The 25,755-nt window shown below is 69.8% G+C and carries 24 protein-coding genes and 2 tRNA genes; 18 read left to right on the top strand and 8 right to left on the bottom strand.

Annotation, left to right across the window (positions count from 1 at the left end):
* The first annotated feature begins 49 nt into the window (after positions 1 to 49).
* The 7 genes from mbhE to WD026_RS05410 are packed head-to-tail and all read left to right on the top strand — an operon-like array spanning position 50 to position 5,611.
* Positions 50 to 2,335, top strand: a complete 2,286-nt coding sequence (gene mbhE, locus WD026_RS05440) for a hydrogen gas-evolving membrane-bound hydrogenase subunit E (RefSeq protein ID WP_425722614.1) — start codon at positions 50 to 52, stop codon at positions 2,333 to 2,335.
* On the top strand, positions 2,332 to 2,781 hold the full coding sequence (locus WD026_RS05435; protein ID WP_425722613.1) for an MnhB domain-containing protein: 450 nt from the start codon (positions 2,332 to 2,334) through the stop codon (positions 2,779 to 2,781). The genes mbhE and WD026_RS05435 overlap by 4 nt, the downstream gene beginning before the upstream one ends.
* Positions 2,778 to 3,161 carry a sodium:proton antiporter gene (locus WD026_RS05430; RefSeq protein ID WP_425722612.1) on the top strand — a complete coding sequence of 128 codons (384 nt, stop codon included), beginning with the start codon at positions 2,778 to 2,780 and terminating at the stop codon, positions 3,159 to 3,161. The genes WD026_RS05435 and WD026_RS05430 overlap by 4 nt, the downstream gene beginning before the upstream one ends.
* Complete coding sequence (locus tag WD026_RS05425; RefSeq protein ID WP_425722611.1) at positions 3,158 to 4,627, top strand: complex I subunit 5 family protein; 1,470 nt, start codon at positions 3,158 to 3,160, stop codon at positions 4,625 to 4,627. Before WD026_RS05430 ends, WD026_RS05425 begins: the two co-directional genes overlap by 4 nt.
* Complete coding sequence (locus WD026_RS05420; protein ID WP_425722610.1) at positions 4,624 to 4,977, top strand: Na+/H+ antiporter subunit E; 354 nt, start codon at positions 4,624 to 4,626, stop codon at positions 4,975 to 4,977. Before WD026_RS05425 ends, WD026_RS05420 begins: the two co-directional genes overlap by 4 nt.
* Complete coding sequence (locus tag WD026_RS05415; RefSeq protein ID WP_425722609.1) at positions 4,974 to 5,282, top strand: monovalent cation/H+ antiporter complex subunit F; 309 nt, start codon at positions 4,974 to 4,976, stop codon at positions 5,280 to 5,282. The genes WD026_RS05420 and WD026_RS05415 overlap by 4 nt, the downstream gene beginning before the upstream one ends.
* Positions 5,279 to 5,611 carry a cation:proton antiporter gene (locus WD026_RS05410; RefSeq protein ID WP_425722608.1) on the top strand — a complete coding sequence of 111 codons (333 nt, stop codon included), beginning with the start codon at positions 5,279 to 5,281 and terminating at the stop codon, positions 5,609 to 5,611. Before WD026_RS05415 ends, WD026_RS05410 begins: the two co-directional genes overlap by 4 nt.
* A 12-nt stretch (positions 5,612 to 5,623) precedes the next feature.
* On the opposite strand, the gene WD026_RS05405 is transcribed toward WD026_RS05410, so the two are convergent.
* Complete coding sequence (locus tag WD026_RS05405; RefSeq protein WP_425722607.1) at positions 5,624 to 6,256, bottom strand: TetR family transcriptional regulator; 633 nt, start codon at positions 6,254 to 6,256, stop codon at positions 5,624 to 5,626.
* A 120-nt stretch (positions 6,257 to 6,376) separates the two neighbouring features.
* On the opposite strand from WD026_RS05405, the gene WD026_RS05400 reads away from it, so the two are divergent.
* From WD026_RS05400 to WD026_RS05390, 3 genes are read left to right on the top strand one after another with little or no spacing between them, the layout of a single operon-like run.
* Positions 6,377 to 7,615 carry an efflux RND transporter periplasmic adaptor subunit gene (locus WD026_RS05400; protein ID WP_425722606.1) on the top strand — a complete coding sequence of 413 codons (1,239 nt, stop codon included), beginning with the start codon at positions 6,377 to 6,379 and terminating at the stop codon, positions 7,613 to 7,615.
* 11 nt (positions 7,616 to 7,626) lie between these two features.
* Positions 7,627 to 10,773, top strand: coding sequence for an efflux RND transporter permease subunit (locus WD026_RS05395; RefSeq protein ID WP_425722605.1), 3,147 nt, complete (start codon positions 7,627 to 7,629; stop codon positions 10,771 to 10,773).
* A gap of 1 nt (position 10,774) precedes the next feature.
* A complete protein-coding gene (locus tag WD026_RS05390) occupies positions 10,775 to 12,184 on the top strand; it encodes an efflux transporter outer membrane subunit (RefSeq protein WP_425722604.1) in 1,410 nt (469 codons plus the stop codon).
* Here WD026_RS05390 and WD026_RS05385 read toward each other — a convergent pair whose 3' ends face one another.
* From WD026_RS05385 to earP, 3 genes are all read right to left on the bottom strand, one after another.
* A complete protein-coding gene (locus WD026_RS05385; protein WP_425722603.1) occupies positions 12,185 to 13,051 on the bottom strand; it encodes a TIGR00730 family Rossman fold protein in 867 nt (288 codons plus the stop codon).
* A gap of 89 nt (positions 13,052 to 13,140) precedes the next feature.
* A complete protein-coding gene (gene efp / locus WD026_RS05380) occupies positions 13,141 to 13,695 on the bottom strand; it encodes an elongation factor P (RefSeq protein WP_425722602.1) in 555 nt (184 codons plus the stop codon).
* A 77-nt stretch (positions 13,696 to 13,772) separates the two neighbouring features.
* A complete protein-coding gene (earP, locus tag WD026_RS05375; protein WP_425722601.1) occupies positions 13,773 to 14,867 on the bottom strand; it encodes an elongation factor P maturation arginine rhamnosyltransferase EarP in 1,095 nt (364 codons plus the stop codon).
* Positions 14,868 to 14,909: 42 nt separating this feature from the next.
* Between earP and uvrC the strand changes: the two genes are divergently transcribed.
* Genes uvrC through WD026_RS05360 form a run of 3 tightly spaced genes read left to right on the top strand, consistent with a single transcriptional unit; the run spans position 14,910 to position 18,466 of the window.
* Positions 14,910 to 16,964, top strand: a complete 2,055-nt coding sequence (gene uvrC / locus WD026_RS05370; protein ID WP_425722600.1) for an excinuclease ABC subunit UvrC — start codon at positions 14,910 to 14,912, stop codon at positions 16,962 to 16,964.
* A gap of 24 nt (positions 16,965 to 16,988) precedes the next feature.
* Entirely contained in the window at positions 16,989 to 17,558 is a 570-nt protein-coding gene (gene pgsA, locus WD026_RS05365) for a CDP-diacylglycerol--glycerol-3-phosphate 3-phosphatidyltransferase (protein ID WP_425722599.1), read from the top strand.
* Complete coding sequence (locus WD026_RS05360; protein ID WP_425722598.1) at positions 17,558 to 18,466, top strand: DMT family transporter; 909 nt, start codon at positions 17,558 to 17,560, stop codon at positions 18,464 to 18,466. Before pgsA ends, WD026_RS05360 begins: the two co-directional genes overlap by 1 nt.
* Here the strand turns inward: WD026_RS05360 and WD026_RS05355 are convergent.
* A complete protein-coding gene (locus tag WD026_RS05355) occupies positions 18,455 to 19,411 on the bottom strand; it encodes a LysR family transcriptional regulator (RefSeq protein ID WP_425722597.1) in 957 nt (318 codons plus the stop codon). The two genes, WD026_RS05360 and WD026_RS05355, sit on opposite strands and share 12 nt — an antisense overlap.
* Before the next feature lie 92 nt (positions 19,412 to 19,503).
* Here WD026_RS05355 and WD026_RS05350 point away from each other — a divergent pair, with 92 nt between their 5' ends.
* The 5 genes from WD026_RS05350 to WD026_RS05330 all read left to right on the top strand — a co-directional run bounded on the left by WD026_RS05350 (position 19,504) and on the right by WD026_RS05330 (position 23,311).
* Positions 19,504 to 20,595 carry a tartrate dehydrogenase gene (locus WD026_RS05350; protein ID WP_425722596.1) on the top strand — a complete coding sequence of 364 codons (1,092 nt, stop codon included), beginning with the start codon at positions 19,504 to 19,506 and terminating at the stop codon, positions 20,593 to 20,595.
* A 256-nt stretch (positions 20,596 to 20,851) separates the two neighbouring features.
* The gene (locus WD026_RS05345) at positions 20,852 to 21,124 is read left to right on the top strand and encodes an HU family DNA-binding protein (RefSeq protein ID WP_066158910.1); all 273 of its coding nucleotides are present in this window, start codon (positions 20,852 to 20,854) and stop codon (positions 21,122 to 21,124) included.
* Positions 21,125 to 21,144: 20 nt separating this feature from the next.
* Positions 21,145 to 21,220, top strand: a tRNA-Val gene (locus WD026_RS05340).
* Between the two features lie 54 nt (positions 21,221 to 21,274).
* Positions 21,275 to 23,194: a SurA N-terminal domain-containing protein gene (locus WD026_RS05335; RefSeq protein ID WP_425722595.1), complete on the top strand. Its 1,920-nt coding sequence runs from the start codon at positions 21,275 to 21,277 to the stop codon at positions 23,192 to 23,194.
* Positions 23,195 to 23,235: 41 nt separating this feature from the next.
* Positions 23,236 to 23,311 (top strand) — tRNA-His (locus tag WD026_RS05330).
* A gap of 67 nt (positions 23,312 to 23,378) precedes the next feature.
* Here WD026_RS05330 and WD026_RS05325 read toward each other — a convergent pair.
* The 3 genes from WD026_RS05325 to WD026_RS05315 all read right to left on the bottom strand — a co-directional run bounded on the left by WD026_RS05325 (position 23,379) and on the right by WD026_RS05315 (position 25,736).
* Entirely contained in the window at positions 23,379 to 23,705 is a 327-nt protein-coding gene (locus tag WD026_RS05325; RefSeq protein WP_425722594.1) for a hypothetical protein, read from the bottom strand.
* 51 nt (positions 23,706 to 23,756) lie between these two features.
* Positions 23,757 to 24,692 carry a hypothetical protein gene (locus WD026_RS05320; protein WP_425722593.1) on the bottom strand — a complete coding sequence of 312 codons (936 nt, stop codon included), beginning with the start codon at positions 24,690 to 24,692 and terminating at the stop codon, positions 23,757 to 23,759.
* 114 nt (positions 24,693 to 24,806) lie between these two features.
* The gene (locus tag WD026_RS05315; RefSeq protein ID WP_425722592.1) at positions 24,807 to 25,736 is read right to left on the bottom strand and encodes a cyanophycinase; all 930 of its coding nucleotides are present in this window, start codon (positions 25,734 to 25,736) and stop codon (positions 24,807 to 24,809) included.
* Positions 25,737 to 25,755 lie beyond the last annotated feature (19 nt).

Raw genomic sequence — 25,755 nt, 5'->3', positions numbered from 1 at the left:
AGGCGGGAACCCCGGGGGGTGACTTATGATCTTAAGTCTTTCTTAAATCATGGCAGCACCCCCGCACCACCCCTCACAGCCCGGCCTGTCCCTGGCCGCGCGCAGCGCCTTCGTGGCGCTGCCGCTGCTGGGCTTGTGCCTGCTGGTGGGTCTGCTGCTGGTTCATGACCTGCCCTGGGTCTGGCGGGTGGACTGGGTGCCGGCCCTGGGCATCGAGGCCGCTTTCCGGGTGGACGGCCTGTCGGTGCTGATGCTGCTCATGATCACCGGCGTGGGCACGGCGGTGTTCGTCTACGCCGGGGGCTACGTGGCCGGCGACCCGAACCAGCACAAGCTGTACCTGCTGCTGTCGCTGTTCATGCTGGCCATGGTGGGCTGCGTGACGGCCGACAACCTCTTTGTGCTGTTCCTGTTCTGGGAGATGACCAGCCTCACCTCGTTCGCGCTGGTGGGTTTTCACCACCACCAGGCGGCAAGTCGGCAATCGGCCCAGCAGGCGCTGCTGGTCACCGGCACCGGCGGGCTGGCCCTGCTGGCCGGCTTCATCCTGCTGGCGCAGGTGATGGGCACCTCGCGCATCAGCGACATCGTGGCCCGCCTGCCGGAGGTGGCCAGCACGCCGGCCCTCACCGCCGCGCTGGTGCTGATCCTGGTGGGCGCCTTCACCAAGAGCGCGCAGTTCCCGTTCCATTTCTGGCTGCCCAATGCCATGGCCGCGCCCACACCGGTGTCGGCCTATCTGCATTCGGCCACCATGGTCAAGCTGGGCGTCTACCTGCTGGCCCGGCTGGACCCGGGCTTTGGCGAGTGGCCGCTGTGGATCTGGTCGCTCAAGCTGGCCGGCAGCATGACGGCGGCCTGGGGCATGGTGCTGGCGCTGCGCGAGCGCGACCTCAAGCGCATCCTGGCCTGGTCCACCGTGGCCACGCTGGGCACGCTCGTCACGCTGGTGGGCCTGCCCGGCGAGAGCGCCACCGTGGCGGTGGGCGCATTGCTGCTGGCCCACGCGCTGTACAAGGCGCCGCTGTTCTTCGTGGCCGGCAACATCGACCACGGCACCGGCACCCGCGTCATCGACCGGCTGGGCAACCTGCGCCATGCCATGCCCTGGACGGCGGTGGCTGCGCTGCTGGCCGGCGCCTCCATGGCCGGCATGCCGCTGTCGCTGGGCTTCATCGCCAAGGACGTGATCCTGGTGGCCAAGACCGAGGGCGACGTGGCGGCGTTCGCCAACGTGGCCAACACCATCTTCGGTGCCATCGCGGTGGCGGTGGCTGGCGTGGCCGCCATCCGGGTGTTCTGGCGCCACCCTGGCACCAACGAGACGCCGGCTGACGCGCACGAGGGTGGTCTGGCGCTGGTGGCACCGCCGCTGGCGCTGGCCTTTCTGGGCGTGATCCTGGGCCTGTTCCCCTGGCTGCTGGACGACCTGCTGGCCCAGGCTGCCGTGGCCATGACCCCGACCGACAACGCGGTGCTGCTCGACCTGACGCCGTCGTACGGGCCGATGCTGGGCTCGCTGGCCATCACCCTGGGCATCGGCGTGGCGGTGTACCTGCTGTGGGATCCGCTGCACCGCATCTTCGAGCGGGTGGATCGCTGGCTGGGCCGGGTGTCGATGGCGGCCACCTACGAGCGTTCGCTGGTGGCCATTCCGCGCCTGGCCGCCGGCATCACGCGGCTGTTCCAGCACGGTCGGCTGCCCGGTTACGGGGTGCTGATGCTGGGCGCCGTGGCCGCCGCCCTGCTGGGCCTGGTGGCAGCGGGGGCAGGGCGGTGGATGTGGCCGGCCTGGGGCGTGGCCCCGGGCGCCGGTCTGCTGGGCGCGGGCGCGCTGATCATGTTCGGCGCCGTGGCCTCGCTGTTCGTGCGCGACCGCCTGGTGCTGCTGCTGACGGCCGGGCTCACCGGCTTCGGCAGCGCGGTGTTCTTCCTGTTTGCCGGTGCGCCGGATGTGGCCTTCACCCAGTTCGTGGTGGAGGCGGTGCTGGTGATCGTGGTGGCCTCGGTGCTGCTGACGCTGCGCCGGCTGGGGCGCGGCAGCGGCCTGGCCGACGGCTGGCGCCCGGGCGCAGCCCTGGTGGCCTGTGGCATGGGCCTGGCCTCGGCCCTGTTGCTGCTGCTGGCCAGCGCGCCGGCGCTCGATGCGGCGCTGCCGGATTTCTTTGCCCGCGCCAGCGTGCCCGAGGCCTTTGGCCGCAACGTGGTCAACGTCATCCTGGTGGACTTCCGGGCGCTGGACACGCTGGGCGAGGTCACCGTGGTGATGCTGTCCTTCCTGGCGGCCTGGGGCCTGCTCAGGGCCGCCCGCCGTGAACCCAGGGAGGGTGCATGACCCCGCCGCGCCTGGTCATCCTGGCGGTGCTGGCCCGCCCGCTGTATGCGCTGATCCTGCTGGCCTCGGTGTGGGTGCTGCTGCGCGGCCACAACGAGCCGGGGGGCGGCTTCATCGGCGGGTTGCTGGCGGTCAGTGCCACCGTGCTGTGGGCGGTGGCGCAGGACGTGCGGGCCGCGCAGGCCCGGCTGCCCATGGGCGACCCGGTCCGGCTGGCCGCCCTCGGCGCCGGCCTGGCCGCCGCGTCGGGCCTGCCGTCGCTGATGGAGGGTGGCGCCTACCTGACCCACTGGTGGGGCAGCCTGGACCTGTTCGTGACTTCGGTGAAGGTCTCCACCGTCATGCTGTTCGACCTGGGCGTGTACCTGTGCGTCTGGGGCGGTCTGTCGGGCTATGCCCTGGGCCTGCTGGGGCTGGACGACCCCGATCAGGAGGACGCGCCTTGATTTACTGGACCGCTCTGACCGTGGGCCTGACCGTGGCCGCCGGCACCTACCTGGCCTTGTCGCGCGACGTGTTCCGCAGCGTCATGGGTTTTGTGTTGATGGGCGCGGGCGTCAACCTGGCGCTGTTCGCCTCGGGCCGGCTCGGGTCGGCGCTGCCGGCGGTGGTGCCGCCGGGCCAGCAGGCCCTGAGCGAGGCCGCCAACAGCCTGCCGCAGGCCCTGGTGCTGACCGCCATCGTCATCGGCCTGGCGCTGGCCTGTTTTGCGCTGGTGCTGGTGGTGCGGCTGGTGCAGCGCACCGGCAGCGACGACGCGCAGACCCTGCGCCAGGCCGAGCCGGTGCCGACGGATCCAATCAAGCCGCCGGAGTCGGTGGCATGAGCGTGCTCGTGATTGCACCGGTGCTGGTGCCGCTGACCACGGCGGTGCTGACCGCCGCCGTGCGCGAACGTCCGCGCCTGCAGACCACCCTGAGCGCGGTGGGCGTGGCATTGCTGCTGCTGTGCAGCGTGGCCCTGGTGGAGCAGGTGCTGGGCGGCGGGGTGCCGTCCATGGCCTTCGGTGGCTGGGCCGCGCCCTACGGCATCGAGTTCCGGGTGGACCGCACCAGCGCGGCGTTGCTGCTCATCACCGCCCTCATGGGCGCGGCCTGCCTGCTGTTCATGACCAGCGATGCCGACCCCGGCAGCCACCAGCCGCTGCGCCTGCCCCTGCTGCATGGCCTGCTGGCCGGCGTGGGGGGCGCCTTTGCCACCGCCGACCTGTTCAACCTGTATGTGTGGTTCGAGGTCATGCTGATCTGCTCGGTGGGCCTGTTTGCCATCGGCGGGCGTACCGACCAGCTCGACGCCACCTGGAAGTACCTCAGCCTCAACCTCATGGGCACGCTGCTGCTGCTGCTGGCGGTGGGCATGGTGTATGCCGCCACCGGCCACCTGAACTACGGCGCGCTGGCCCAGGCCTCGCAGGGCCTGTCGCCGGCAGCCGGGCCATTGGGTGCGCTGGTGCTGGGTGCGCTGCTGCTGGCGTTTCTGGCCAAGTCGGGGGCCTTCCCGCTGTACGCCTGGCTGCCGGCGGCCTACCACACGCTGCCCGCGCCGGTGCTGGCGCTGTTCGCCGGCCTGCTGACCAAGGTGGGTGTGTACGCCGTGCTCAAGGCCACCACCGACATGCTGCCCGGCGCCATGACGCCCTGGCTGGCCGAGGCCCTGGGCTGGGTGGCGGCCGCCACCATGCTGCTGGGCGTGCTGGGTGCGGCCTACCACTGGGACATGCGGCGCATCCTGGCCTTCCACATCATCAGCCAGATCGGCTACATCCTGCTGGCCATCGCCCTGGGGGGCGACGCCGGGCAGGCCGCCACGCTGTTCTACACGCTGCACCACATCGTGGTGAAGGCCAACCTGTTCCTGGTGGCCGCACTCATCTGGCGGGCCACCGGCAGCTACGACCTGCGCCACATCGGCGGCCTGTACGCCGCGCAGCCGGCGCTGGCCCTGCTGTTCCTGGTGCCGGCGCTGTCGCTGGTGGGCATTCCGCCGCTCTCGGGCTTCTGGGCCAAGCTGCTGGTGCTGCAGGAGGCGCTGGCGCAGGGCCGGGTGGTGTGGACCGTGATCGCGCTGGCGGTGAGCGTGCTCACCCTGTACTCGATGATGAAGATCTGGATGCAGGCCTTCTGGAAACCTCACCCCGATCCGCACTGGCGCCCCGACACATCGGCCCGCGTGGCGCCTGCCTGGGTGGCCTGCCTGCTGCTGGCGGCCATCACCCTGGCCATCGGCCTGAACCCGCAGTGGCTGATCGACTATTCGCAGGCCGCCGCGCTGCAGCTGGGGAGGCAGCCATGACCCGCGTGAGTGCCACCCTGGGCCTGACCGCCCGTTTCCTGCGGGCGCTGGTGCTGTCGGCCTGGCAGACGGTGCGCGTGATCTTTCGCGCCAGCACCGATGCCCGGCGCGCGCCGGTGCCGGCCTTCGTGCGGGTGCGCTTCGCGCCCATGACCGAGACCGGCGCCGCGCTGCTGGGCTGCATGGTGTCGCTCACACCGGGCACCACCACGCTGGACATCGACATGGCCCGCCACGAACTGCTGGTGCATGTGCTGGACCAGGCCGACATCGACGGGCTGGTCGATGGCATCCGGGCGGATTTCGAGCCGGGCCTGCTGGCGCTGTTCGGCACCGGGGAGGGCGCATGAGCGGCTGGGTGGTGACCGCGCTGATCGTGGCCTGCCTGGCGTCGCTGGCGCTGGCCACGGTGCGCCTGCTCAAGGGCCCGACCAGCGCCGACCGCATCGTCGCGCTCGACATCTTCCTGGCCGCCTCGGTGGCGCTGTGCGTGGCGGCCTCGCTGGCCACCGGGCGCACCGTGTTCCTGGACGTGGCCATCGGCCTGGCGTTGGTGGGCTTTGTGGGCACGGTGGGCTGGGCCCGCCTGGTGGACCGCAGCGCCGACCTGCCTGAGGCATCCGATGCCCGGAACCGTGCGGAGGACCGTTCATGAGCCTGCTGGCCACCCTGTTGTTGCTGGCCGGTGCGGCCCTGCTGGTGATCGCGGCCTGGGGCGTGATCGCGCTGCCCGACGCGCTGGCCCGGCAGCACGCCGCCACCAAGGCCGGCACCCTGGCGCTGGTGCTGGTGTGCCTGGGCGCGGGCCTGGCCATGGCCCACGCAGGGGACGGGGGCGAATGGGCCTGGCGGCTGGCCCTGATCGTGGTGTTCCTGTGGATCACGCTGCCGCTGGCTTCGCACCTGCTGGCCCGCGCCGCCGTTCGGGAATCGCCGGAGCAGCGCGCCCAGGCCGAACAGGCCGAGCTGCGGTCGACCCGCTGAGGGCCGCCCGGCTCAGGCGGCGACGTCGAAGCCCAGGCCCTTGAGGTAGGCGTCCATGGTCTGGCCGCCGGCCGTCACCAGGTCGAAGGCAGCCGGGTCGAGCAGCCAGTTCTGGATCAGGCCGTCGACCATCACATGCAGGCCCAGGGCGGCGGTGGCCATGTCCACCGGCAGGGCGAGTTCGGCCCGGCGCGCCGCCTCGGTCAGGGCGGTGCGGGTCATGGCCATGCATGCGTTGCGCACCCGCAGGTGGCGGTCGCGCACCGCCTGCATCTCGGTCACGTACTCGACCTTGTGGGTGGCCACCTCGAACACGCGCCGGGTCTGCGCGTCCAGCGCGGTCTGGCGCAGCGCGTTCATCATGGACTGGCGCAGGCCCTGCAGCGGGTCCTGGGTGTGGCTGGCGTTCTCGGCGGCCGATGCCAAGGTGGCCTCCAGCGGCATGGTCACGCGCTCCATCATGGCGTTGAAGAGGTCGGCCTTGTCCTTGAAATGCCAGTAGATCGCCCCCCGGGTGGTGCCGGCGGCGGTGGCAATGTCGTTGAGCGAGGTGCGGGACACACCACGGGCCTGGAACAGCTGTTCGGCAGCGTCCAGCAGGCTGTTGCGGGTGGCCAGGGCCTCGGTTTTGGTGCGGCGGACCATGGAGGGTGCAGGGGCGGGAAAGTCGGGCGGAGGGTGAACAGCCCGTCAATATACATACATTCGTGTGTGTATGTATACTGCGCCGTTTTCCGCCGCCGACATCCATCCGCCGAGGTTTTCATGCCGTCGAACCCCACCCTCCGTCTCTCTCAACGTGGCCGCTTCGTCGGCGTTCTCGGCACCGTGGCCCTGGCCGCGCTGCTGGCGGCCTGCGGCGGCGGACAGCCGGCAGCCGGCGGCCCGCCCGGTGGCGGCATGCCCCCGGCCGAGGTGGGCGTGGTCACGGTCACGCCGGGCGATGTGGGTCTGCTCACCGAACTGCCGGGACGGCTGGAAGCCTCGCGCACGGCGCAGGTGCGGGCCCGGGCGGCCGGCATCCTGCTCAAGCGCGAGTTCACCGAGGGCAGCGATGTGAAGGCCGGCCAGCGCCTGTTCAGCATCGACCCGGCCCCCTACCAGGCCGCCCTGCAGACCGCCCAGGCCAGCCTGGCCCGGGCCGAGGCCAACCTGGCCCAGGCCCGTGCGCTGGCCGAGCGTTACGCCCCGCTGGTGAAGGAAAACGCCATCAGCCAGCAGGAATACGCCAGCGCCGTGGCGGCCCAGAAAACCGCCGAGGCCGATGTGGCCGCCGGCAAGGCCGCGGTGCAGACCGCCACCATCAACCTGGGGTACGCCAGCGTCACCGCGCCCATTGCCGGCCGCATCGGCCGCGCACTCGTGACCGAAGGTGCGCTGGTGGGGCAGGGCGAGGCCACGCAGCTGGCGGTGGTGCAGCAGATCCATCCGGTGTACGTGAACTTCACCCAGTCGGTCTCCGAGGTGTACCGCCTGCAGAAGGCCCAGAAGGAGGGCCGCCTCAAGGGCGCCGGCGACCAGGCCGCCCGCGTGCGCGTGGTGCTGGAGGACGGCACCGAGTACGGCCGCCCCGGCAAGCTGCTGTTCTCCGATCTGACGGTGGACCAGGGCACGGGCCAGATCACGCTGCGCGCCGAAGTGCCCAACCCCGACGGCACCCTGCTGCCCGGCATGTATGTGCGGGTGCGGCTGGAGCAGGCCACGGCGGGCGACGCCATCACCCTGCCGCAGCAGGCCGTCACGCGGTCGGCCCAGGGCGATTCGGTCATGGTGGTCGATGCCGAAGGCAAGGCCAGCCGCCGCACCGTCAAGGTCGGCGGCCAGCAGAACGGCCAGTGGGTCATCCTGGACGGCCTGAAGGCCGGCGAGCAGGTCATGGTGGACGGCTTCCAGAAGCTGCGCCCGGGCGCCACCGTCAAGCCGGTGCCCTGGACCAGGCCCGGCACCGGTGATGCCGCCAAGCCTGCAGGCCAGCCGGCCGCTCCCGCACCCAAGGCCGGCTGAGGAGCGCACGCATGGCGAAGTTCTTCATCGACCGGCCCATCTTCGCGTGGGTGATCGCGCTCTTCATCATGGTGCTGGGCGCGGTGTCCATCACCCAGCTGCCCATTGCCCAGTACCCGCCGGTGGCGCCGCCCTCGGTGGTGATCACCGCCACCTACCCCGGTGCCTCGGCCAAGACGCTGGAAGACAGCGTGCTGTCGGTCATCGAGCAGGAAATGAACGGCTCGCCGGGCCTGATCTACATGGAAGCCGTGGCCCAGGCCAACGGCACCGGCACCATCACGCTGAGCTTCCAGCCCGGCACCAACCCCGACCTGGCCCAGGTGGACGTGCAGAACCGGCTCTCGCGCGCCTCGCCACGCCTGCCCTCGGCCGTGACGCAGCAGGGCGTGCGGGTGGACAAGTCGCGCACCAACTTCCTGCTGTTCGCCATCCTCTCCAGCAGCAACCCGGCCTGGGACCCGGTGGCCCTGGGCGACTACGCCTCGCGCAGCGTGCTGCCCGAGATCCAGCGCCTGCCCGGCGTGGGCCAGGCCCAGCTGTTCGGCACCGAGCGCGCCATGCGCATCTGGATCGACCCGGCCAAGCTGCTGGGCTTCAACCTGAGCGCGGCCGACGTGAACAACGCCATCCGTGCCCAGAACGCCCAGGTGTCGGCCGGCGAGATCGGCGCGCTGCCCATCGTCGACGGCCAGGGCATCTCGGCCACCGTGGTGGTGGACGGCCAGCTGGGCTCCATCGAGCAGTTCGGCAGCATCGTGCTGCGCGCCAATGCCGACGGCTCCACCGTGCGCCTGAAGGACGTGGCCCGCATCGAGCTGGGCGCACAGACCTATGCCACCTCGGCCCGCCTGAACGGCCAGCCGTCCACCGGCATCGGCGTGCAGCTCTCGCCCACCGGCAACGCCCTGGCCACGGCCAACGCGGTGCGCGCCAAGATGGCCGAGCTGGAGCGCTTCTTCCCCGAAGGCATGAGCTGGGCCATTCCCTACGACAGCTCGCGCTTCGTGAAGATCTCCATCGAGCAGGTGGCCAAGACCCTGGCCGAAGCCATCCTGCTGGTGTTCCTGGTGATGTATGTCTTCCTGCAGAACTTCCGCTACACGGTGATTCCCACCATCGTGGTGCCGGTGGCGCTGCTGGGCACCTTTGCCACGCTGCTGGCCATGGGCTTCTCGATCAACGTGCTCACCATGTTCGGCATGGTGCTGGTGATCGGCATCGTGGTGGACGACGCCATCGTGGTGGTGGAGAACGTCGAACGCATCATGAGCGAGGAGGGCCTGCCGCCCCTGCAGGCCACGCGCAAGGCCATGGGCCAGATCTCGGGCGCCATCGTCGGCGTGACCGTGGTGCTGATCGCGGTGTTCGTGCCGCTGGCCTTCTTCAGCGGCTCGGTGGGCAACATCTACCGCCAGTTCGCGGCGGTCATGGGCGTGTCCATCGCGTTCTCGGCCTTCATGGCGCTCTCGCTCACGCCGGCCCTGTGCGCCACGCTGCTCAAGCCGGTGGAAGCCGGCCACCACGAGGAAAAGAAGGGCTTCTTCGGCTGGTTCAACCGCTTCTTCAACCGCACCACCGACCGCTACGCGTCCGGCGTGGGCCGGCTGCTGCCGCGTGCCGGCCGCACGCTCATCGTGTACGTCGCCATCGTGGCCGCTGCGGCCGTGGTCTACATGCGCCTGCCCACGTCCTTCCTGCCGCAGGAAGACCAGGGCACCATGCTGGTCAACGTGCAGCTGCCGCCGGGTGCCACCCGCGAACGCACGCTGGACGTGATGAAGCAGGTCGAGGGCTTCATGCTGAAGCAGCCCGAGGTGCAGAGCATGGTCAGCGTGCTGGGCTTCAGCTTCTCGGGCCAGGGCCAGAACGCCGCGCTGGCCTTCATCACCCTGAAGGACTGGGCCGAGCGCGAGTCGCCGGCCAGTTCGGCACAGGCGGTGGCGGGTCGCGCCTTCGGTGCGCTCTCGGGCATCCGCGATGCGTCCATCTTCCCGCTCAGCCCGCCGCCCATTCCCGAACTGGGTTCGTCGTCCGGCTTTGCCTTCCGCCTGCAGGACCGCGCCGGTCTGGGCCGCGATGCCTTGCTGGCCGCACGCAACCAGCTGCTGGCCGCTGCCTCGCAGAGCAAGGTGCTGACCCAGGTGCGCCCCGACGGCCTGGAAGACGCGCCCCAGCTGCGGCTGAACATCGACCGCGAGAAGGCCGCAGCCCAGGGCGTGGGCTTTGACGCCATCAGCACCGCCATCGGCACCGCGCTGGGTTCGAGCTACATCAACGACTTCCCCAACGCCGGCCGCCTGCAGCGCGTGGTGGTGCAGGCCGATGCGGCTGCCCGCATGCAGCCCGACGATGTGCTGCGCCTGAACGTGGTCAACCGCGACGGCAGGGCGGTGCCGCTGTCGGCCTTCACCACCACCGAATGGGTCAACGGCCCCATGCAGACGGTGCGCTACAACGGCTACCCGTCCATCCGCATCAGCGGCAGCGCCGCGCCGGGCTACAGCACCGGCGCCGCCCTGGCCGAGATGGAGCGTCTGGCCGCGCAGCTGCCGCAGGGCTTCGGCTACGAGTGGACCGGCCAGTCGCGCGAGGAAAAGCTCGCCGGCGCCCAGGCCATCGTGCTGTACGCCTTCGCCATCCTGGCGGTGTTCCTGTGCCTGGCCGCGCTGTACGAGAGCTGGAGCATCCCGCTCTCGGTGATCCTGGTGGTGCCGCTGGGCGTGATCGGCGTGCTGCTGGCCACGCTGGCGCGGGGCTATGCCAACGATGTGTACTTCCAGGTCGGCCTGATCACCATCATCGGCCTGTCGGCCAAGAACGCCATCCTGATCATCGAATTCGCCAAGGACCTGCAGGCCCAGGGCAAGGGCGTGATCGAGGCGGCACTGGCCGCGGCCCGGCTGCGCTTCCGCCCCATCGTCATGACCTCGCTGGCCTTCACGCTGGGCGTGGTGCCGCTGTTCATCGCCTCCGGTGCCGGCTCGGCCAGCCAGCGCGCCATCGGTACCGGCGTGATCGGCGGCATGATCACCGGCACCGTGCTGGCGGTGGTGTTCGTGCCGGTGTTCTTCGTGGTGGTGCGGTCCATCTTCAAGGGCAGCGAGCGCCAGCGTCTGCGCGACGCCGAGGCCGCTGCCGAGCACGGAGTCCACTGACATGAGACCCAACCTGTCTTCTCTGCACCGGCCTTCGCTGGCCGCCCTGGGCGTGGCCGCGCTGCTGGCCGGCTGCTCCATGATCCCCGAGCTGCCCAGGCCCCAGGCCGGGGTGCCACAGGCCTATCCCATGGCGCAGGCCGATGCGGCGGCGGCCCGGCCGGCGGCCGACCTGGCCTGGTCGGGCTTCGTCACCGACGCCCGACTGCGCGACGTGGTGCAGCGCGCCCTGACCAACAACCGCGACCTGCGCGTGGCCACGCTCAACATCGAGCAGGTGCGCGCCCAGTACCAGATCCAGCGGGCCAACCAGTTCCCCACCGTCAACCTGGCCGCCACCGGCAACCGCCAGCCCAACACCAGCGGCGGCATCACCAGCCTGTACAGCGTGGGCCTGGCCACCAGCGCCTGGGAGATCGATTTCTTCGGTCGCCTCTCCAGCCTGAAGGAAGCCGCGCTGGCCCAGTTCCTGGCCAGCGAGGAGGCCCGGCGCGCCGCGCAGACCAGCCTGGTGGCCACCGTGGCCAGCACCTGGCTGAGCCTGCAGGCCAACGAGTCGCTGCTGGCGCTCACCCGCCAGACCCTCAAGACCCGGGAAGACTCGCTGCGTCTCACGAAACTGCGCTTCGACAACGGCGCGGCTTCGGCGCTGGACCTGCGCCAGGCCGAGTCGCTCACCGCCTCGGCCCAGGCCGCGCTGGCCCAGGCCGAGCGCGCCCGCCTGCTCGATGTGAACGCGCTCAACCTGCTGGTGGGCGAGCCGGTGCCGACCAGCCTGCTGACCCCGGCCACGCCGGACGCCGCGCTGCCCGTGGCGGTGCTGGCCGAGGTGCCGGCGGGTCTGCCGTCCGATCTGCTGACCCGCCGCGCCGACGTGCGCCAGGCCGAGCAGCAGCTGGTGGCGGCCAATGCCAACATCGGCGCGGCGCGCGCGGCCTTCTTCCCGCGCATTTCGCTCGCCGCCAGCGTGGGCACGGCCAGCAGCGACCTGTCGGGCCTGTTCAAGGACGGCAGCTGGGGCTTCACCCTGGCGCCGCAGGCGCTGCTGCCGATCTTCGATGCCGGGCGCAACCAGGCCGGGCTGGACTCGGCCAAGGCCGGCCGCGAGATCGCGCTGGCCCAGTACGAGAAGGCCATCCAGACCGCCTTCCGCGAGGTGGCCGATGCACTGGCCGGGCAGGCCACGCTGGGCGAGCAGCTGCGCGCCCAGGAAGCGCAGGCCACCGCCGAGGCCGACCGCTTCCGCCTGGCCGAGCTGCGTTACCGCAACGGCGTGGCCAGCTTCCTCGATGTGCTGGATGCCCAGCGTTCGCTGTTCGCCACCCAGCAGGCCCTGGTGCAGACCCGGCTGGCGCAGCAGCAGAACCGCGTGGCCCTGTACCGCGCCCTGGGCGGCGGCTGGGCCGAGTGATCAGCTCTTGAGGTCGTAGAAGCGCACGATGGCGTCCCAGGCGGCCTGGGCGTCGTCCACGTACTCGAACAGGTCGAGGTCTTCGGGCGAGATGGTGCCTTCCTCGACCAGCAGGTCGAGGTTGATCAGGCGCTTCCAGTAGTCGGTGCCGAACAGCACGATGGGCACCGGCTTGGACTTGCGGCACTGCACCAGGGTGATCACCTCGAACAGCTCGTCCAGCGTGCCGAAGCCGCCCGGGAATGCCACCAGCGCCTTGGCCCGCATCATGAAGTGCATCTTGCGCAGCGCGAAGTAGTGGAACTTGAAGCTGAGCTCGGGCGTGATGTAGGGGTTGGCCGACTGCTCGTGCGGCAGCGCGATGTTCAGCCCCACGTTGAGCGCGCCTTCGTCGTGCGCGCCCCGGCTGGCGGCTTCCATGATGCCGGGGCCGCCCCCGGTGCAGATGTAGAGGCGGTCATCGGGAGCGCAGCAGCTGCTGTGCCGGGCCACGATGCGGGCAAAGGCCCGCGCTTCGTCGTAGTAGCGCGCATTGCGCACCAGCGCCTGGGCCTTGCGGATGGCCTGTGCATCGCCGCCGGCCTGGGCCTCGTTCAGGCGGGCCTGGGCTTCCTCGCTGTCGCGGAAGCGGGCGCTGCCGAACACCACCACCGTGTTCTCGATGCCCAGGGCCTGCTGGGCCAGATCGGGCTTGAGCATCTCCAGCTGCAGGCGGATGCCGCGCGTCTCGCGCCGGAGCAGGAACTCGGGGTCGTTGAAGGCCAGGCGGTAGGCGTCGGCCTCCAGCGGCTGGCCGCTGTCGGCATGGGCCTGCAGTTCGGCCCAGGCATCGGCCAGGCGGCGTTCGTTGAGCTTGTGGGGTGACATGGTGGCGTGGCGGTGGGTGGAGGGAGCAAGAACGACAAAGGCTCCCTGAGGAGCCTTCGGTGCGGGTCAGCGGGCGCGCAGGCCGTGCATCAGACGCGCTTGCGGTATTCGCCGGTGCGGGTGTCGATCTCGATCTTGTCGCCCTGGCTCACGAACAGCGGCACGGGCACTTCGAAACCGGTGGCAATCTTGGCCGGCTTGAGCACCTTGCCCGAGGTGTCGCCCTTGACGGCGGGTTCGGTCCATGTGATCTCGCGCACCACGCTGGTGGGCAGTTCCACCGAGATGGCCTTGCCTTCGTAGAACACCACCTCGACGGCCATGCCGTCTTCCAGGTAGTTCAGGGCGTCGCCCATGTTCTCGGCTTCCACTTCGTACTGGTTGTATTCGCTGTCCATGCACACGTACATGGGGTCGGCGAAGTAGGAGTAGGTGCACTCCTTCTTGTCCAGGATGATCTGGTCCATCTTGTCGTCGGCCTTGAACACGACTTCGGTGCCGATGTTGCCCAGCAGGCCCTTGAGCTTCATGCGGACGGTGGCCGCGCCACGGCCGCCACGGGCGTATTCGGTGCGCAGGACGATCATGGGGTCCTTGCCGTGCATGATGACGTTGCCGGCGCGGATTTCTTGGGCGATTTTCATAGGGGATTTCCGATGGAGGTGTCCGGGGTCGGCCGCCACGGATGCAGGCCGGCCGGTTTTTCGCAAAACCCTGGATTTTAGTGCTTTTCGGTGTCGGTCCCGCCAGACTGGCGTGCCTGGACGAATGCCTGCAGCTGCTGCACCAGGTCGGCCTGCGCCAGCAGGCGCGCCCGGGCCGCCTGCACCACGGCGCCCCACTCGGCCAGCGTGGCCTCGTCCGGCCAGACCACGGCCGCCGGTGCGATGCCGTTCCAGTGGTGGTGGAACGCCCGCAGGCCGGGCGGGGCCTGCAGCCAGTCCAGAAAGGCGGCCAGCTTGGCATGGTGGGCATCGTCGTGCTGCGGGTAGATGTGCCAGACGAAGGGCCGACCTGCCCACAGCGCCCGCACCAGCGAATCCTCGCCCCGCACGAAATTGAGGTGGCTGCTGCGCAGCAGGCGGTCGAAGTCCACCTGGGGCACGGCCGGCAGCACCATGCGCTGTGCGCCGGGGGCCAGCGGCAGCGTCCGGCTGGCGGCCTCGGCACGGCCGGGGGTGACCAGCCAGTCCACGCCGTCGGCCAACGCCATCACCGGCGCCAGGCTGGCCGGCTCGTAGCAGAACAGCAGCACCCGGCGGGTATCCGGGCGCAGCGGCAGGCCCAGCGAGGCCAGCCAGGCGGCGTCGGCCGCCGCGTCCGGGGCCACGGCATGGACCTCGCGCAGCAGGCCGCCGGTGCCGGCGGTGAAGCCGGGGTAGAAGAACCATTTGGTCAGGCCCTGGCCCGGGCCGTGCAGCACCGGCGAGGGCAGGCGGTGGTGGCGCTCCACCCAGGCCTCGGCGCTCAGGTACTCCAGGTTCAGCCACACCGGGTCGTGCCGGCGGGCGGCCACGAAGGCCTCGGGCAGCTCGCAGCCGAAGGCCTCGATCCAGACATCGCCCGGTGCAGCGTCCAGCGCAGCGACATCGAACGGCTCGGCCCACGGCAGTACGGTCACGCCCGGGTGGCCCTGCGGCGCCATCCAGGCCAGCGGCCCGGGCTGGTCGATCCACAGCCGCACGGCGTGTCCCTGCCCGGCCAGGTTGACCGCCAGCCGCCAGCACACGCCGATGTCGCCCAGGTTGTCGATGACGCGGCAGAACAGGTCCCAGCGCTGGGGGCGGTCGGAATCGGGCGGGCAGATGGGTGACATGGCTGCGCATCTTGCCGCAAGCCACGGGCCACAATACGCGCCATGTCCGAGGCGCATTCCGAACAATTGTTGAATGAAGTGGCCGCGCTGCCCGCGCTGCCGGGGGTCTACCGCTATTTCGACGCGCAGGGCCAGCTGCTGTATGTGGGCAAGGCCCGCAACCTCAAGAAGCGGGTGTCGAGCTATTTCCAGAAGGACCACGGCGGCACCCGCATCGGCCACATGGTGGGCCGCATCGCGCGCATGGAGACCACCGTGGTGCGCAGCGAGGCCGAGGCCCTGCTGCTGGAAAACAACTTGATCAAGACGCTCCAGCCGCGCTTCAACATCCTGTTCCGCGACGACAAGAGCTACCCCTACCTCAAGATCACCGGCACCCGCGAGACCTTCCGCACCGCGCCGAAGCTGCCGTCGCCTTCGGTGGCGTTCCCGCGCATGGCGTACTACCGCGGCGTGGTGGACCGCCGCCACAGCTATTACGGCCCGTACCCCAGCGCCTGGGCGGTGAAGGAGTCCATCACCCTGCTGCAGAAGGTGTTCCGGCTGCGCACCTGCGAAGACACGGTGTTCACCAACCGCACCCGGCCCTGCCTGCTGTTCCAGATCAAGCGCTGCAGCGGCCCCTGCGTGGACCACATCACCACCGAGGACTACGCCCGCGACGTGCAGGACGCCGAACGTTTCCTGCGCGGCGAGACCCAGACCGTGCTGCAGGGCCTGGAGCAGCGCATGCTGGCCCATTCGGAGCGGCTCGAATTCGAACAGGCGGCCGAGATCCGCAACCAGATCAGTGCGCTGTCCCGGGTGCTGCACCAGCAGTCCATGGACACCACCACCGACCAGGACGTGGACATCCTGGCGGTGCGGGTGCAGGGCGGCCGCGCCTGTGTCAACCTGGCCATGGTGCGCGGCGGGCGCCACCTGGGCGACCGGCCTTACTTTCCTGCGCATGTGGACGATGCGAGCGCCATCGACGAACTGCTGAACGAAGGCGATGCAGCCGCCGCAGCCACCGCCACCGATGCCGCCGAGCGCACCGCGCTGCGCGTGCTGGAGGCCTTCATCGCCCAGCACTACATCGGCACCGCCGTGCCCACCGTGCTGGTGACCAGCCACGCCGTCTCGCGCGAACTGCTCGATGCCCTCGGCGAGCAGCTGGGCACCAAGGTGAACGCGGTGCACAACCCGCGCGAGCACCGCCGGGTGTGGCTGGAACTGGCGCAGAAAAATGCCGACATCGCCCTGGCCCGTCTGCTGGCCGAGGAGGGCAGCCAGCAGGCCCGCACCCGCGCCCTGGCCGATGCACTGCACCTGCCGGACGATCAGCTCGAGGCCCTGCGCATCGAGTGCTTCGACATCTCGCACACCGCGGGCGAATCGACCCAGGCGTCCTGCGTGGTGTTCGAGGGCCACAAGATGCAGAACAGCCAGTACCGGCGCTACAAGATCGACGGCATCACACCCGGCGACGACTATGCCGCCATGCGCCAGGTGCTGACCCGCCGATATGGCCGCATCGCGCAGGCGCTCAAGGCCGAGGCCGGCGAGGCGGTGGAGGCCGCCGTGCCGCCACCGGAGGACGACGACGCTCCCGCTGAAGCGGCACCCGAGCCGACGCCCGACAACGCCACGGCTCCCGCCGGCCCGCGCATGCCCGACCTGGTGCTGATCGATGGCGGCAAGGGCCAGGTGGGCGTGGCCCGCGAGGTGTTCCAGCAGCTGGGTCTGGACCTGGCCTGCATCGTGGGCGTGGAGAAAGGGCAGGGCCGCAAGGTGGGCCTGGAGGAGCTGGTGTTTGCCGATGGCCGACCCAAGGTCTACCTGGGCCACGACTCGGCCGCGCTCATGCTGGTGGCCCAGATCCGCGACGAGGCGCACCGCTTCGCCATCACCGGCATGCGGGCGCAGCGGGCCAAGGTGCGCACCGGCGGCAGTCGCCTGGAAGACATCCCCGGGGTGGGCCCCAAGAAGCGGGCCCGGCTGCTGCAGCGCTTCGGCGGTGTGCGCGGCGTCGCTTCGGCCAGTGTGGAAGACCTGGCCACGGTGGAAGGCATCTCGCCCGATCTGGCCGATGCCATCTACCGCGCCCTGCACTGAGATCCATCCACCATAATCGCCGCCATGTTCTTCAACCTGCCGACCATGCTCACCTGGGCCCGCATCGTGGCCATTCCGCTGATCGTCGGCGTGTTCTATTGGGACGGGGTGAGCCCGGCGCGGCAGAACCTGATCGCCACGGTGCTGTTCGTGGTGTTCGCGCTGACCGACTGGGCCGACGGGTACCTGGCCCGGCGCATGAACCAGACCTCGGCCTTCGGTGCCTTCCTCGACCCGGTGGCCGACAAGTTCCTGGTGTGTGCCAGCCTGCTGGTGCTGGTGCACCTGGAGCGGGCCGACGTGTTCGTGGCGCTCATCATCATCGGCCGCGAGATCGCCATCTCGTCGCTGCGCGAGTGGATGGCCATCATCGGCGCCACCAAGAGCGTGGCGGTGCACATGATCGGCAAGGTCAAGACCACGGTGCAGATGGTGGCCATTCCCTTCCTGCTGTTCGACGGCGTGCTGCTGGGCCTGATCGACACCCGGCTGTGGGGCGTGTGGCTGATCTGGGCCTCGGCCGTGCTCACGGTGTGGTCCATGGTCTATTACCTGCAGAAGGCGCTGCCCGAGATCCGCGCCCGGTCCCGCTGATGACCGTCGCCCCCCGAGAGTCCGCCTGGCTGCGGGCCATGCCCTGGATCTTCGTGCTCATCTGGAGCACCGGCTTCATCGTGGCGCGCTACGGCATGCCCAACTCCCCGCCGCTGAAGTTCCTGGCCACCCGTTACGCCTTCTCGGTGGCCTGCCTGCTGCCGTGGGTGCTGCTGGCCGGTGTGGCCTGGCCGAAAAGCCGCTCGCAGTGGCTGCACCTGGCCATCACCGGCGTGCTCATGCACGCCTGCTACCTGGGCGGTGTGTGGATGGCCGTGAAGGCCGGCATGGGCTCCGGCCTGTCGGCACTGGTGGTGGGTCTGCAACCGGTGCTCACCGCCATCTGGCTCTCCAGCACCGGGTCGAGCGTGACGCGCCGCCAGTGGCTGGGGCTGGTGCTGGGCTTCGGTGGTCTGGTGCTGGTGGTGTCCAACAAGTTCGGCGCTGGCGGTCCGGGCGATCAGGCCACCTGGGCCAACCTGGCCATGGCGGTGGTGGCGCTGGTGGCCATCACGGCGGGCACGCTCTACCAGAAGCGTTTCGTGCAGCCCTGCGATGTGCGCAGCGCCAACGCGGTGCAACTGCTGGCCGCGCTGGTGGTCACGCTGCCGCTGGCCTTGCTGGAGACCGAGTCCATGCAATGGAACGGCGAGCTCATCGGTGCGCTGGCCTGGAGCGTGCTGGTGCTGTCGGTGGGCGGCAGTTCGCTGCTGTACATGCTGATCCAGCGCGGTGCGGCGGCCTCGGTGGCCAGCCTCATGTACCTGGTGCCGCCGTGCACCGCGCTCATGGCCTGGCTGCTGTTCGGCGAACCGATCACGCCCACCACGCTGCTGGGCACGGCCATCACCGCCTTCGGCGTGAGCCTGGTGGTGCGTTCACCCAGCCCGGCGAGCTCAACGCGCTGAGCGGGTGGCCGGCTTCCAGGGCTGGCCCTTGAAGCGGCGCACCAGGTGGTCCAGCAGCAGGCCGATGCGCCGTGGCACATGCGGCCGCCAGGGCGCCAGCCACAGGATGTCGGCCTCCGGCATGCTCCACGCGGGCAGCACCCGCACCAGATCGCCGCTGGCCAGCAGCGGGGCCACGTCCCACAGGCTGCGCAGCATGATGCCGTGGCCGGCCAGGCACCAGTCCCGCACCAGTTCGCCCGAGTTGCACAGCAGCGGCCCGCTCACCGGTATGTGGCGTGCGGCCTCGTCGCCGCTGCGGCGCAGGCGCCAGTGGTCAAAGCGCTGACCGCCCGGGCCGGTGTTCTCGCGCACCACCAGGCAGTCGTGCGCCGACAGATCGTCCGGGCTGCGGGGCACGCCCCGGCGCTGCAGGTAAGCGGGTGCGGCCACCAGCACGCGCTGGTTGGGCGCCAGCTTGCGCGACACCCATTCGCCCGCGTGGCGCCCCGGCGCGTCCCACAGCCAGATGGCGCCATCAAAGCCTTCCACCGCCAGATCGGGCAGGGATTCGGTGAGCTGCAGCTCGATCTGCACCCCGGGGTGCGCCACCTGGAACGCGGCCAGCTCCGGCCCCAGCCAGCGGCGCCCGAAACCCAGTGTGGCGGCCAGCCGGATCGGGCCGCTGGCTTCGGCGCGGCGCTCCAGCAGCTCGCCTTCCAGCGCGGCAAAGCCCTGCAGCAGCGTGGCGGCCCGTTCGCAGAAGGCCTCGCCCTCGGCCGTGGCACTCACCCGGCGCGTGGTGCGCTGGAACAGCCGCACACCCAGCCGCGACTCCAGCGCCGCCAGCCGCCGCGTGATGGCCGATGGCGTCACGCCCAGCTGCCGGGCGGCCAGGGCCAGGCTGCCATGCTGGCGGATGGCCAGCGTCATGTCCAGGTCGTGGCGGTCGGTGACGGTTTCCATTGATGATTGCAGAGCACGAATCGATTGCCGCATTATTGCGAATCGAACCGGTACAGTCACGACCAGCACTCACCCGCCAGAAAGGATTCACCATGAGCAAGCACCGCATCGCCGTCATCGCCGGGGACGGCATCGGCACCGAAGTCATGCCTGAGGGCCTGCGCGTCCTGGAGGCGGCCGCCACCCGTTTCGGCATCGACCTCCAGTTCGACCACTTCGATTTCTCCAGCTGCGACTACTACGAGAAGCACGGCCAGATGCTGCCGGACAACTGGAAGGACCAGATCGGCGGCCACGACGCCATCTACTTCGGCGCCGTGGGCTGGCCCGACAAGGTGCCCGACCATGTGTCGCTGTGGGGTTCGCTGCTGATGTTCCGCCGCGAGTTCGACCAGTACATCAACCTGCGCCCGGCCAAGCTCATGCCCGGCGTGACCGCGCCGGTGGTGCGCCGCGACGGCACGCCGCGCCAGCCGGGCGAGATCGACATGGTCATCGTGCGCGAGAACACCGAGGGCGAATACAGCAGCATCGGCGGCCGCATGTACGCCGGCACCGAGCGCGAGATCGTCATGCAGGAGACGGTGATGTCGCGCCACGGCGTGGACCGCGTGCTGCGCTACGCCTTCGAGGTGGCCCGCTCGCGCCCGAAGAAGCACCTGACCAGCGCCACCAAGAGCAACGGCATCGCCATCACCATGCCCTACTGGGACGAGCGCGTGGCCGAGATGGCCAGGCAGTACCCGGACGTCACGGTGGACAAGTTCCACATCGACATCCTGACCGCGCACTTCGTGCAGCGGCCCGACTTCTTCGACGTGGTGGTGGGCAGCAACCTGTTCGGCGACATCCTCTCCGACCTGGGCCCGGCCTGCACCGGCACCATCGGCATCGCGCCGAGTGCCAACCTCAACCCCACGCGCCAGCACCCCTCGCTGTTCGAGCCGGTGCACGGCTCCGCACCCGACATCGCGGGCAAGGGCATCGCCAACCCCATCGGCCAGATCTGGTGCGGCGCCATGATGCTGGACTTCCTGGGTCACCGCGATGCACACGATGCGGTGATGGCCGCCATCGAGTCCACGCTGCAGCCCGGCAGCGGTGCGCCCCGCACCCGCGATCTGGGGGGTACGGCAGGCACGGCCGACGTGGGTCGCGCCATTGCCCAGGCAGTGAGCCGCTGAACGCCGGCGGGTATCGGGATTGCGTCTAGAATCCGCCGTTCGCGCGGCTGTGCCCTTGCAGCTTCTGATGTATTGACACGTTCCAAGGCGCGTGGGTGTAATCCCCGGACGCAACGCAGTGCCCATGTCGGCCTCTGATTGCGCTCTGGATGCTGGCTCAGGTTCAGGTGACCACGTATCGATCGCCTGCCCATGCCCGCCCGGGTCACCTGCCATCCGCACGATTCATCCAATTCACTTCCAAGAGGGGCCTTTCGTGAACAAAACCGAACTCGTCGAACACATTGCCAAGCACGCCGACATTTCCAAGGCGGCCGCCACCCGGGCACTCGACTCCACCATCACCGCGATCCGCACCACCCTGAAAAAGGGCGGCACGGTGTCCCTCGTCGGTTTCGGTTCCTTTGCTGTGACCAAGCGCCCCGCCCGCAAGGGCCGCAATCCCCGCACCGGCGCCGAGATTAAAATCAAGGCCGCCAAGGTGCCCAAGTTCCGCCCGGGCAAGGCACTGAAGGACGCATTGAACTGAAGCGCTGCGGCGTTTCGGTGGGGTGCTTAGCTCAGTCGGTAGAGCGGCGCCCTTACAAGGCGTAGGTCGGCGGTTCGACCCCGTCAGCACCCACCACCAAGAAGGCGAACACGGGTTCGCCTTTTTTGTTTCAGATTCAGGATTCCAGGCATGTTCGACACCATCCGCGATCACAAGAAGTTCCTCATGGGCTTCCTGCTGATCCTGATCATTCCCTCCTTCGTCCTGTTCGGCATCGAGGGTTATTCGCGGTTCAACGAAGGTGGCCCGCCGGTGGCCACGGTCAATGGCAAGGACATCACCCGGATGGAGTGGGACCGCTTCCACCAGGAGGAGTCGCAACGCGTGCGCCAGGCCATGCCGCAGATCGACGCCAAGCTGCTCGACAGCGAGGAAGCCCGCTACGCCACGCTGGAGCGCCTGGTGCGCCAGCGCGTGGTGGCGGCTGCCGCCACCCAGGCCCATCTGTACACCAGCGACGCGCGCCTGGCTGCCTACCTGCAGCAGGACCCTGCCATTGCCGGCCTGCGCAAGCCCGACGGCACGCTGGACGTGGAGGCCTATCGCCAGCTGCTGGCCCGCCAGGGCATGACGCCCGAGGGCTTCGAGGCCTCCGTGCGCAACGAGCTGTCTCAGCGCCAGGTGACCGAAGGCCTGCTGGCCTCGGCCTTCACCCCGGCCGGCGCGGCCAAGCCGTCGCTCAACGCCTTCTTCGAACAACGCCAGGTGCGCGTGATCCCGTTCAGCGCAGCCGATCAGGCCAGCCGCGTGAAGATCACCGATGCCGACGTCGAGGCCTTCCACAAGGACAACCCGCAGCTGTTCCAGGCGCCCGAGCAGGCCGACATCGAATACCTGGTGCTGGATGCCGCCGCCCTGGAGCGCTCGGTCACGCTCAACGAGGCCGACGTGCGCGCCTATTACGAGCAGAACGCCCAGCGCCTCTCCGGCGACGAGCAGCGCCGTGCCAGCCACATCCTGCTGAGCGTGCCCGCCGGCGCTTCCGCCGCCGACAAGGACGCCGTCAAGGCCAAGGCCCAGGCCCTGCTGGAGCAGGTGCGCAAGGAGCCGCAGAAGTTTGCCGAGCTGGCCAAGGCCAACTCGCAGGACCCGGGTTCGGCCGAGCAGGGCGGTGACCTCGACTTCTTCGGTCGTGGTGCCATGGTCAAGCCGTTCGAGGACGCGGTGTTCGGGCTCAAGAAGGGCGACATCGCCGATCTGGTGGAAACCGAGTTCGGCTTCCACATCATCCGCCTGACCGACATCAAGGCCCCGCCGCGCCGCAGCTTCGAAGAGATGCGCGCCGGCATCGAGGCCGACCTGCGCAAGCAGCAGGCCCAGCGCCTGTTTGCCGAGTCGGCCGACATCTTCAGCAACACGGTGTACGAGCAGGCCGACAGCCTGCAGCCGGCGGCCGAGCGCCTCAAGCTCACGGTGCAGACCGCCAAGGGCCTGACGCGCCAGGGCAACGGCCAGGCGGGCGTGCTGTCCAACCCCCGCCTGCTGGAGGCGGTGTTCTCCACCGAAGCCATCAACAGCAAGCGCAACATCGAGGCGGTGGAGACCGGCGCCAACCAGCTGGTCTCGGCCCGCGTGGTGCAGCACCGCGCGGCCCGTACGCAGGACCTGGCCGAGGTGCGTGAACAGGCCACGGCGGCCCTCAAGGCCCGCCGTGCCGGCGAGCTGGCGCGGGCCGAAGGCGAGAAGCGCCTGAAGGACCTGCAGGCCGGCACGGCCAGCGGCAACCTGCCGGCCTCGGCCACCATTTCGCGCGGCATCCAGACCAGCCTGCCGCCGCAGGTGCTCAATGCCGCCCTCAGCGCCGACCCGGCCAGCCTTCCCAAGTGGATCGGCGTGTCTCTGGGCGACCGCGGTTATGCCGTGGTGCAGGTGGAGAAGGTGCTGCCGGCCACCGAGCGCAATGCGCAGCAGGTGGCCCAGGAGGTGCAGCAGTACGGCCAGTGGTGGAACGCTGCCGAGGCGGCTGCGCTGTACGAGATGCTCAAGGAGCGCACCAAGGCCAAGATCCTGGTGCCGCGTCCGGCGGCTGAAACAACAGCGTCCCGCTGAGCCGGGGCGCCCTCAAGTCGGGCTATAATGCAAGGCTTGCGGTGGCTGTAGCTCAGTTGGTAGAGTCCAGGATTGTGATTCCTGTTGTCGTGGGTTCGAGTCCCATCAGCCACCCCAGATGAATGTTCAAAGCCCGGCTTCTGCCGGGCTTTGTCGTTTCCGGGCCTGCAGGTTCAGCGGCCGGTCAATGCACGCTCTCCGGCGCCGGGTGCCACAGGCGCGATTCCGGCAGTTCGATGCCCAACCCCGTGCTGACCCCGGCCTGCGCCACGATGCCGTCCCAGTGCCCGTGCAGGCGCTGCACCACCAGGCGCAGCGGCGGTGGCACGGCCGGGTGCTGGGACAGCAGGTACAGGTTCGAGCGGATCTTGCGCGCCATGAGCAGGCGCTGCTGGGCGCAGCCACACTGCGCGTGGCCGGTCAGCAGGGCCAGGGTGCCGGCGAGCATGGCGTCGGCGGCCGCCATGATGTACTCGTCGTTCGGGGTCGGGGGATCGGTGTCGGGTGCCATCGGAGCCTTTCGAAGATCGATGGCTCCATATTAAATGAGAATCGTTATCAATCAAAACCCCTGACGCCGGTCGGGGTGGGCCGGTGGCGGGGCTTCTTCCAGCGGCGCGGGGCCGGTCATGAGCTCGCCCGGCATGGACGGCGGGCAGGCGATGCGGGCCAGCACGAACAGCATGTTCTGCAGCAGCTTGGCCATCTGCGCCCGGGACGCCCGGTTGTTGTGGGCCGCCGTCAGCGCGATGCCGGGAATGCAGGTTTCCACGTCTTCGTCCACGGTGGCGGCCGCGCGTTCGAGCAGGGGGTCGCGGCGCATGGCCAGGCGGGCCTCCACCAGGAAGAGGGCGCGTTCGAGCAGCTGGAAATCGTCGAAGGCCACTTCCCAGACCACCTGCCGGCCCTCCAGCCGTTCACTGACGGTGCAGCCCAGCGGCAGCTGCCAGGTGCGGCGGGGTGCCCGCTGACCCAGCAGGCGCCGTGCGCCCTGCCAGAGCGAATCCGCGTCGGCCACGAAGACCTGCAGCGCCTGGCGGATCTGCAGCGCCAGGTCGGACTGGGTGGAGTGACCGTGCATGACCACCACCCAGTCGGTGTCCAGGCGCGAGGCGTCCACCGATTCGCGGCGCGGGCTGATCTGGTCGCCCACCGTGACCGCCATGGCGCGCACGTCGTCGCGGGCGCTCCAGGGGGTCATGATCAGGGTGACGCCGGGCGCACTCAGCATCTGTGGCTCGTTCAGCAGCAGGGGGCCGCTGGCGATCAGGCGCAGCAGCGAGTCGGCCGATTCCCGGCGTTCGCGCCGCTCGCCCCCGAGCACGGCGGTGACGATGAAGGGTTCTCCCTTGTGCATGGCGGGCGCCACGCACACCATCAGCTGCACGGCGCTGTCGGCGTGGGAATAGACCTCGCTCTGTGCCTTGGGCAGCAGCCAGCCGTGCTGGGCCAGCGTCTGGTGGACGATGGCGGGCGTGACGGTCAGCGGGGAGCTCATGCGGTCCTTGGGGCGGTCGGATGGAGGCGGTATGGCTGTTCCATCGACCCCCGGGACCGGGCCTTGAGCGTGAATTTGTTCTCAATCGTTACCGGATCGGCCCGGCAGGCCCGGTCAGCCCCGGATGGGGCCCGGCGCCACCAGCTGGCCGATGGCGGTGCGCAGGCGCGGCGGCATCTGCTGCACCCGCTGGACCACCTCGTGCGCGCTGTAGCGGTGCCCCGCCGGCAGCACGTGCAGGCGCACGTCCAGCATTTCCAGGCGTTCGCCCGGTTCGATGAGGGGGTTGTTGGACTTCATGTCGCGGGCATCCACCAGTGTCACCGCGCCCTGGCCGATGACTTCGATGGCGCTGTCGCGTTCGATGACCAGGGCGGTGTCCTCGTCCACACCCACGCCCAGCAGTTCCGGGCGCTGGGTGATGGCCGACAGCAGCCGCGCCAGGCGCCCGCGTTCGGAGAAGTGCTGGTCGACGATGGCGCCGCCGATGAAGCCCAGGCCGATGTCGAGTTCGGCGGCCTCCTTCTCGGGCAGGCGCACCGCCTCGCCACGCACCAGCATGTGGCGCGACAGCGCAGCCGCGCCGGCGCTGGTGCCGCCGATGCAGCAGCCGCGCAGGTGGAAGGCCACATGCAGGGCGCGGAAGGCGTCGGTCTCCCACAGCAGGTCCATCAGGCGGCGCTGATCGCCCCCGGAGATGAAGATGCCGTCGGCTTCCAGGATGAGGTCGGTGACGGTGCTGGTGTCGGCGGCCGCCCGGTCGGGGATGGGGATGGGGGCGCAGTCGGACACCCCGAGTTCGCCGAAGGCGCGCTGGTAGTTGTCCCAGGCGCGTTCGGGGGCGCTGCTGGCGGCACTGAGCACGCGGATGCGGCTGCCCGGCCCGCCGCACAGTTCGGTGAAGCGCTTGAGGATGACCTTGTCATGCAGCCGGTCCTCGGCGCCGCCGATGACCACCAGGCGGCCGGTACGGCGGGATTGGGCGTCGGCCGTGGTGGCCACCAGGCCCATGCCCATCAGGGGAACGTCGCGTCGTCGCAGCATGGCGCGCGATTGTAGGGGG

The organism is Hydrogenophaga sp. R2 (assembly GCF_049843595.1).
In the GTDB taxonomy this organism is placed as follows: Bacteria; Pseudomonadota; Gammaproteobacteria; order Burkholderiales; family Burkholderiaceae_C; genus Hydrogenophaga.
This window is presented reverse-complemented; position numbering and strand designations above follow the sequence as displayed.

Coding starts and splice junctions, on each gene's coding strand:
- mbhE (WP_425722614.1), top strand. CDS start 50: ATGGCAGCACCCCCGCACCACCCCTCACAGCCCGGCCTGTCCCTGGCC.
- WD026_RS05435 (WP_425722613.1), top strand. CDS start 2,332: ATGACCCCGCCGCGCCTGGTCATCCTGGCGGTGCTGGCCCGCCCGCTG.
- WD026_RS05425 (WP_425722611.1), top strand. CDS start 3,158: ATGAGCGTGCTCGTGATTGCACCGGTGCTGGTGCCGCTGACCACGGCG.
- WD026_RS05420 (WP_425722610.1), top strand. CDS start 4,624: ATGACCCGCGTGAGTGCCACCCTGGGCCTGACCGCCCGTTTCCTGCGG.
- WD026_RS05415 (WP_425722609.1), top strand. CDS start 4,974: ATGAGCGGCTGGGTGGTGACCGCGCTGATCGTGGCCTGCCTGGCGTCG.
- WD026_RS05410 (WP_425722608.1), top strand. CDS start 5,279: ATGAGCCTGCTGGCCACCCTGTTGTTGCTGGCCGGTGCGGCCCTGCTG.
- WD026_RS05405 (WP_425722607.1), bottom strand. CDS start 6,256: ATGGTCCGCCGCACCAAAACCGAGGCCCTGGCCACCCGCAACAGCCTG.
- WD026_RS05400 (WP_425722606.1), top strand. CDS start 6,377: ATGCCGTCGAACCCCACCCTCCGTCTCTCTCAACGTGGCCGCTTCGTC.
- WD026_RS05395 (WP_425722605.1), top strand. CDS start 7,627: ATGGCGAAGTTCTTCATCGACCGGCCCATCTTCGCGTGGGTGATCGCG.
- WD026_RS05390 (WP_425722604.1), top strand. CDS start 10,775: ATGAGACCCAACCTGTCTTCTCTGCACCGGCCTTCGCTGGCCGCCCTG.
- WD026_RS05385 (WP_425722603.1), bottom strand. CDS start 13,051: ATGTCACCCCACAAGCTCAACGAACGCCGCCTGGCCGATGCCTGGGCC.
- efp (WP_425722602.1), bottom strand. CDS start 13,695: ATGAAAATCGCCCAAGAAATCCGCGCCGGCAACGTCATCATGCACGGC.
- earP (WP_425722601.1), bottom strand. CDS start 14,867: ATGTCACCCATCTGCCCGCCCGATTCCGACCGCCCCCAGCGCTGGGAC.
- uvrC (WP_425722600.1), top strand. CDS start 14,910: ATGTCCGAGGCGCATTCCGAACAATTGTTGAATGAAGTGGCCGCGCTG.
- pgsA (WP_425722599.1), top strand. CDS start 16,989: ATGTTCTTCAACCTGCCGACCATGCTCACCTGGGCCCGCATCGTGGCC.
- WD026_RS05360 (WP_425722598.1), top strand. CDS start 17,558: ATGACCGTCGCCCCCCGAGAGTCCGCCTGGCTGCGGGCCATGCCCTGG.
- WD026_RS05355 (WP_425722597.1), bottom strand. CDS start 19,411: ATGGAAACCGTCACCGACCGCCACGACCTGGACATGACGCTGGCCATC.
- WD026_RS05350 (WP_425722596.1), top strand. CDS start 19,504: ATGAGCAAGCACCGCATCGCCGTCATCGCCGGGGACGGCATCGGCACC.
- WD026_RS05335 (WP_425722595.1), top strand. CDS start 21,275: ATGTTCGACACCATCCGCGATCACAAGAAGTTCCTCATGGGCTTCCTG.
- WD026_RS05325 (WP_425722594.1), bottom strand. CDS start 23,705: ATGGCACCCGACACCGATCCCCCGACCCCGAACGACGAGTACATCATG.
- WD026_RS05320 (WP_425722593.1), bottom strand. CDS start 24,692: ATGAGCTCCCCGCTGACCGTCACGCCCGCCATCGTCCACCAGACGCTG.
- WD026_RS05315 (WP_425722592.1), bottom strand. CDS start 25,736: ATGCTGCGACGACGCGACGTTCCCCTGATGGGCATGGGCCTGGTGGCC.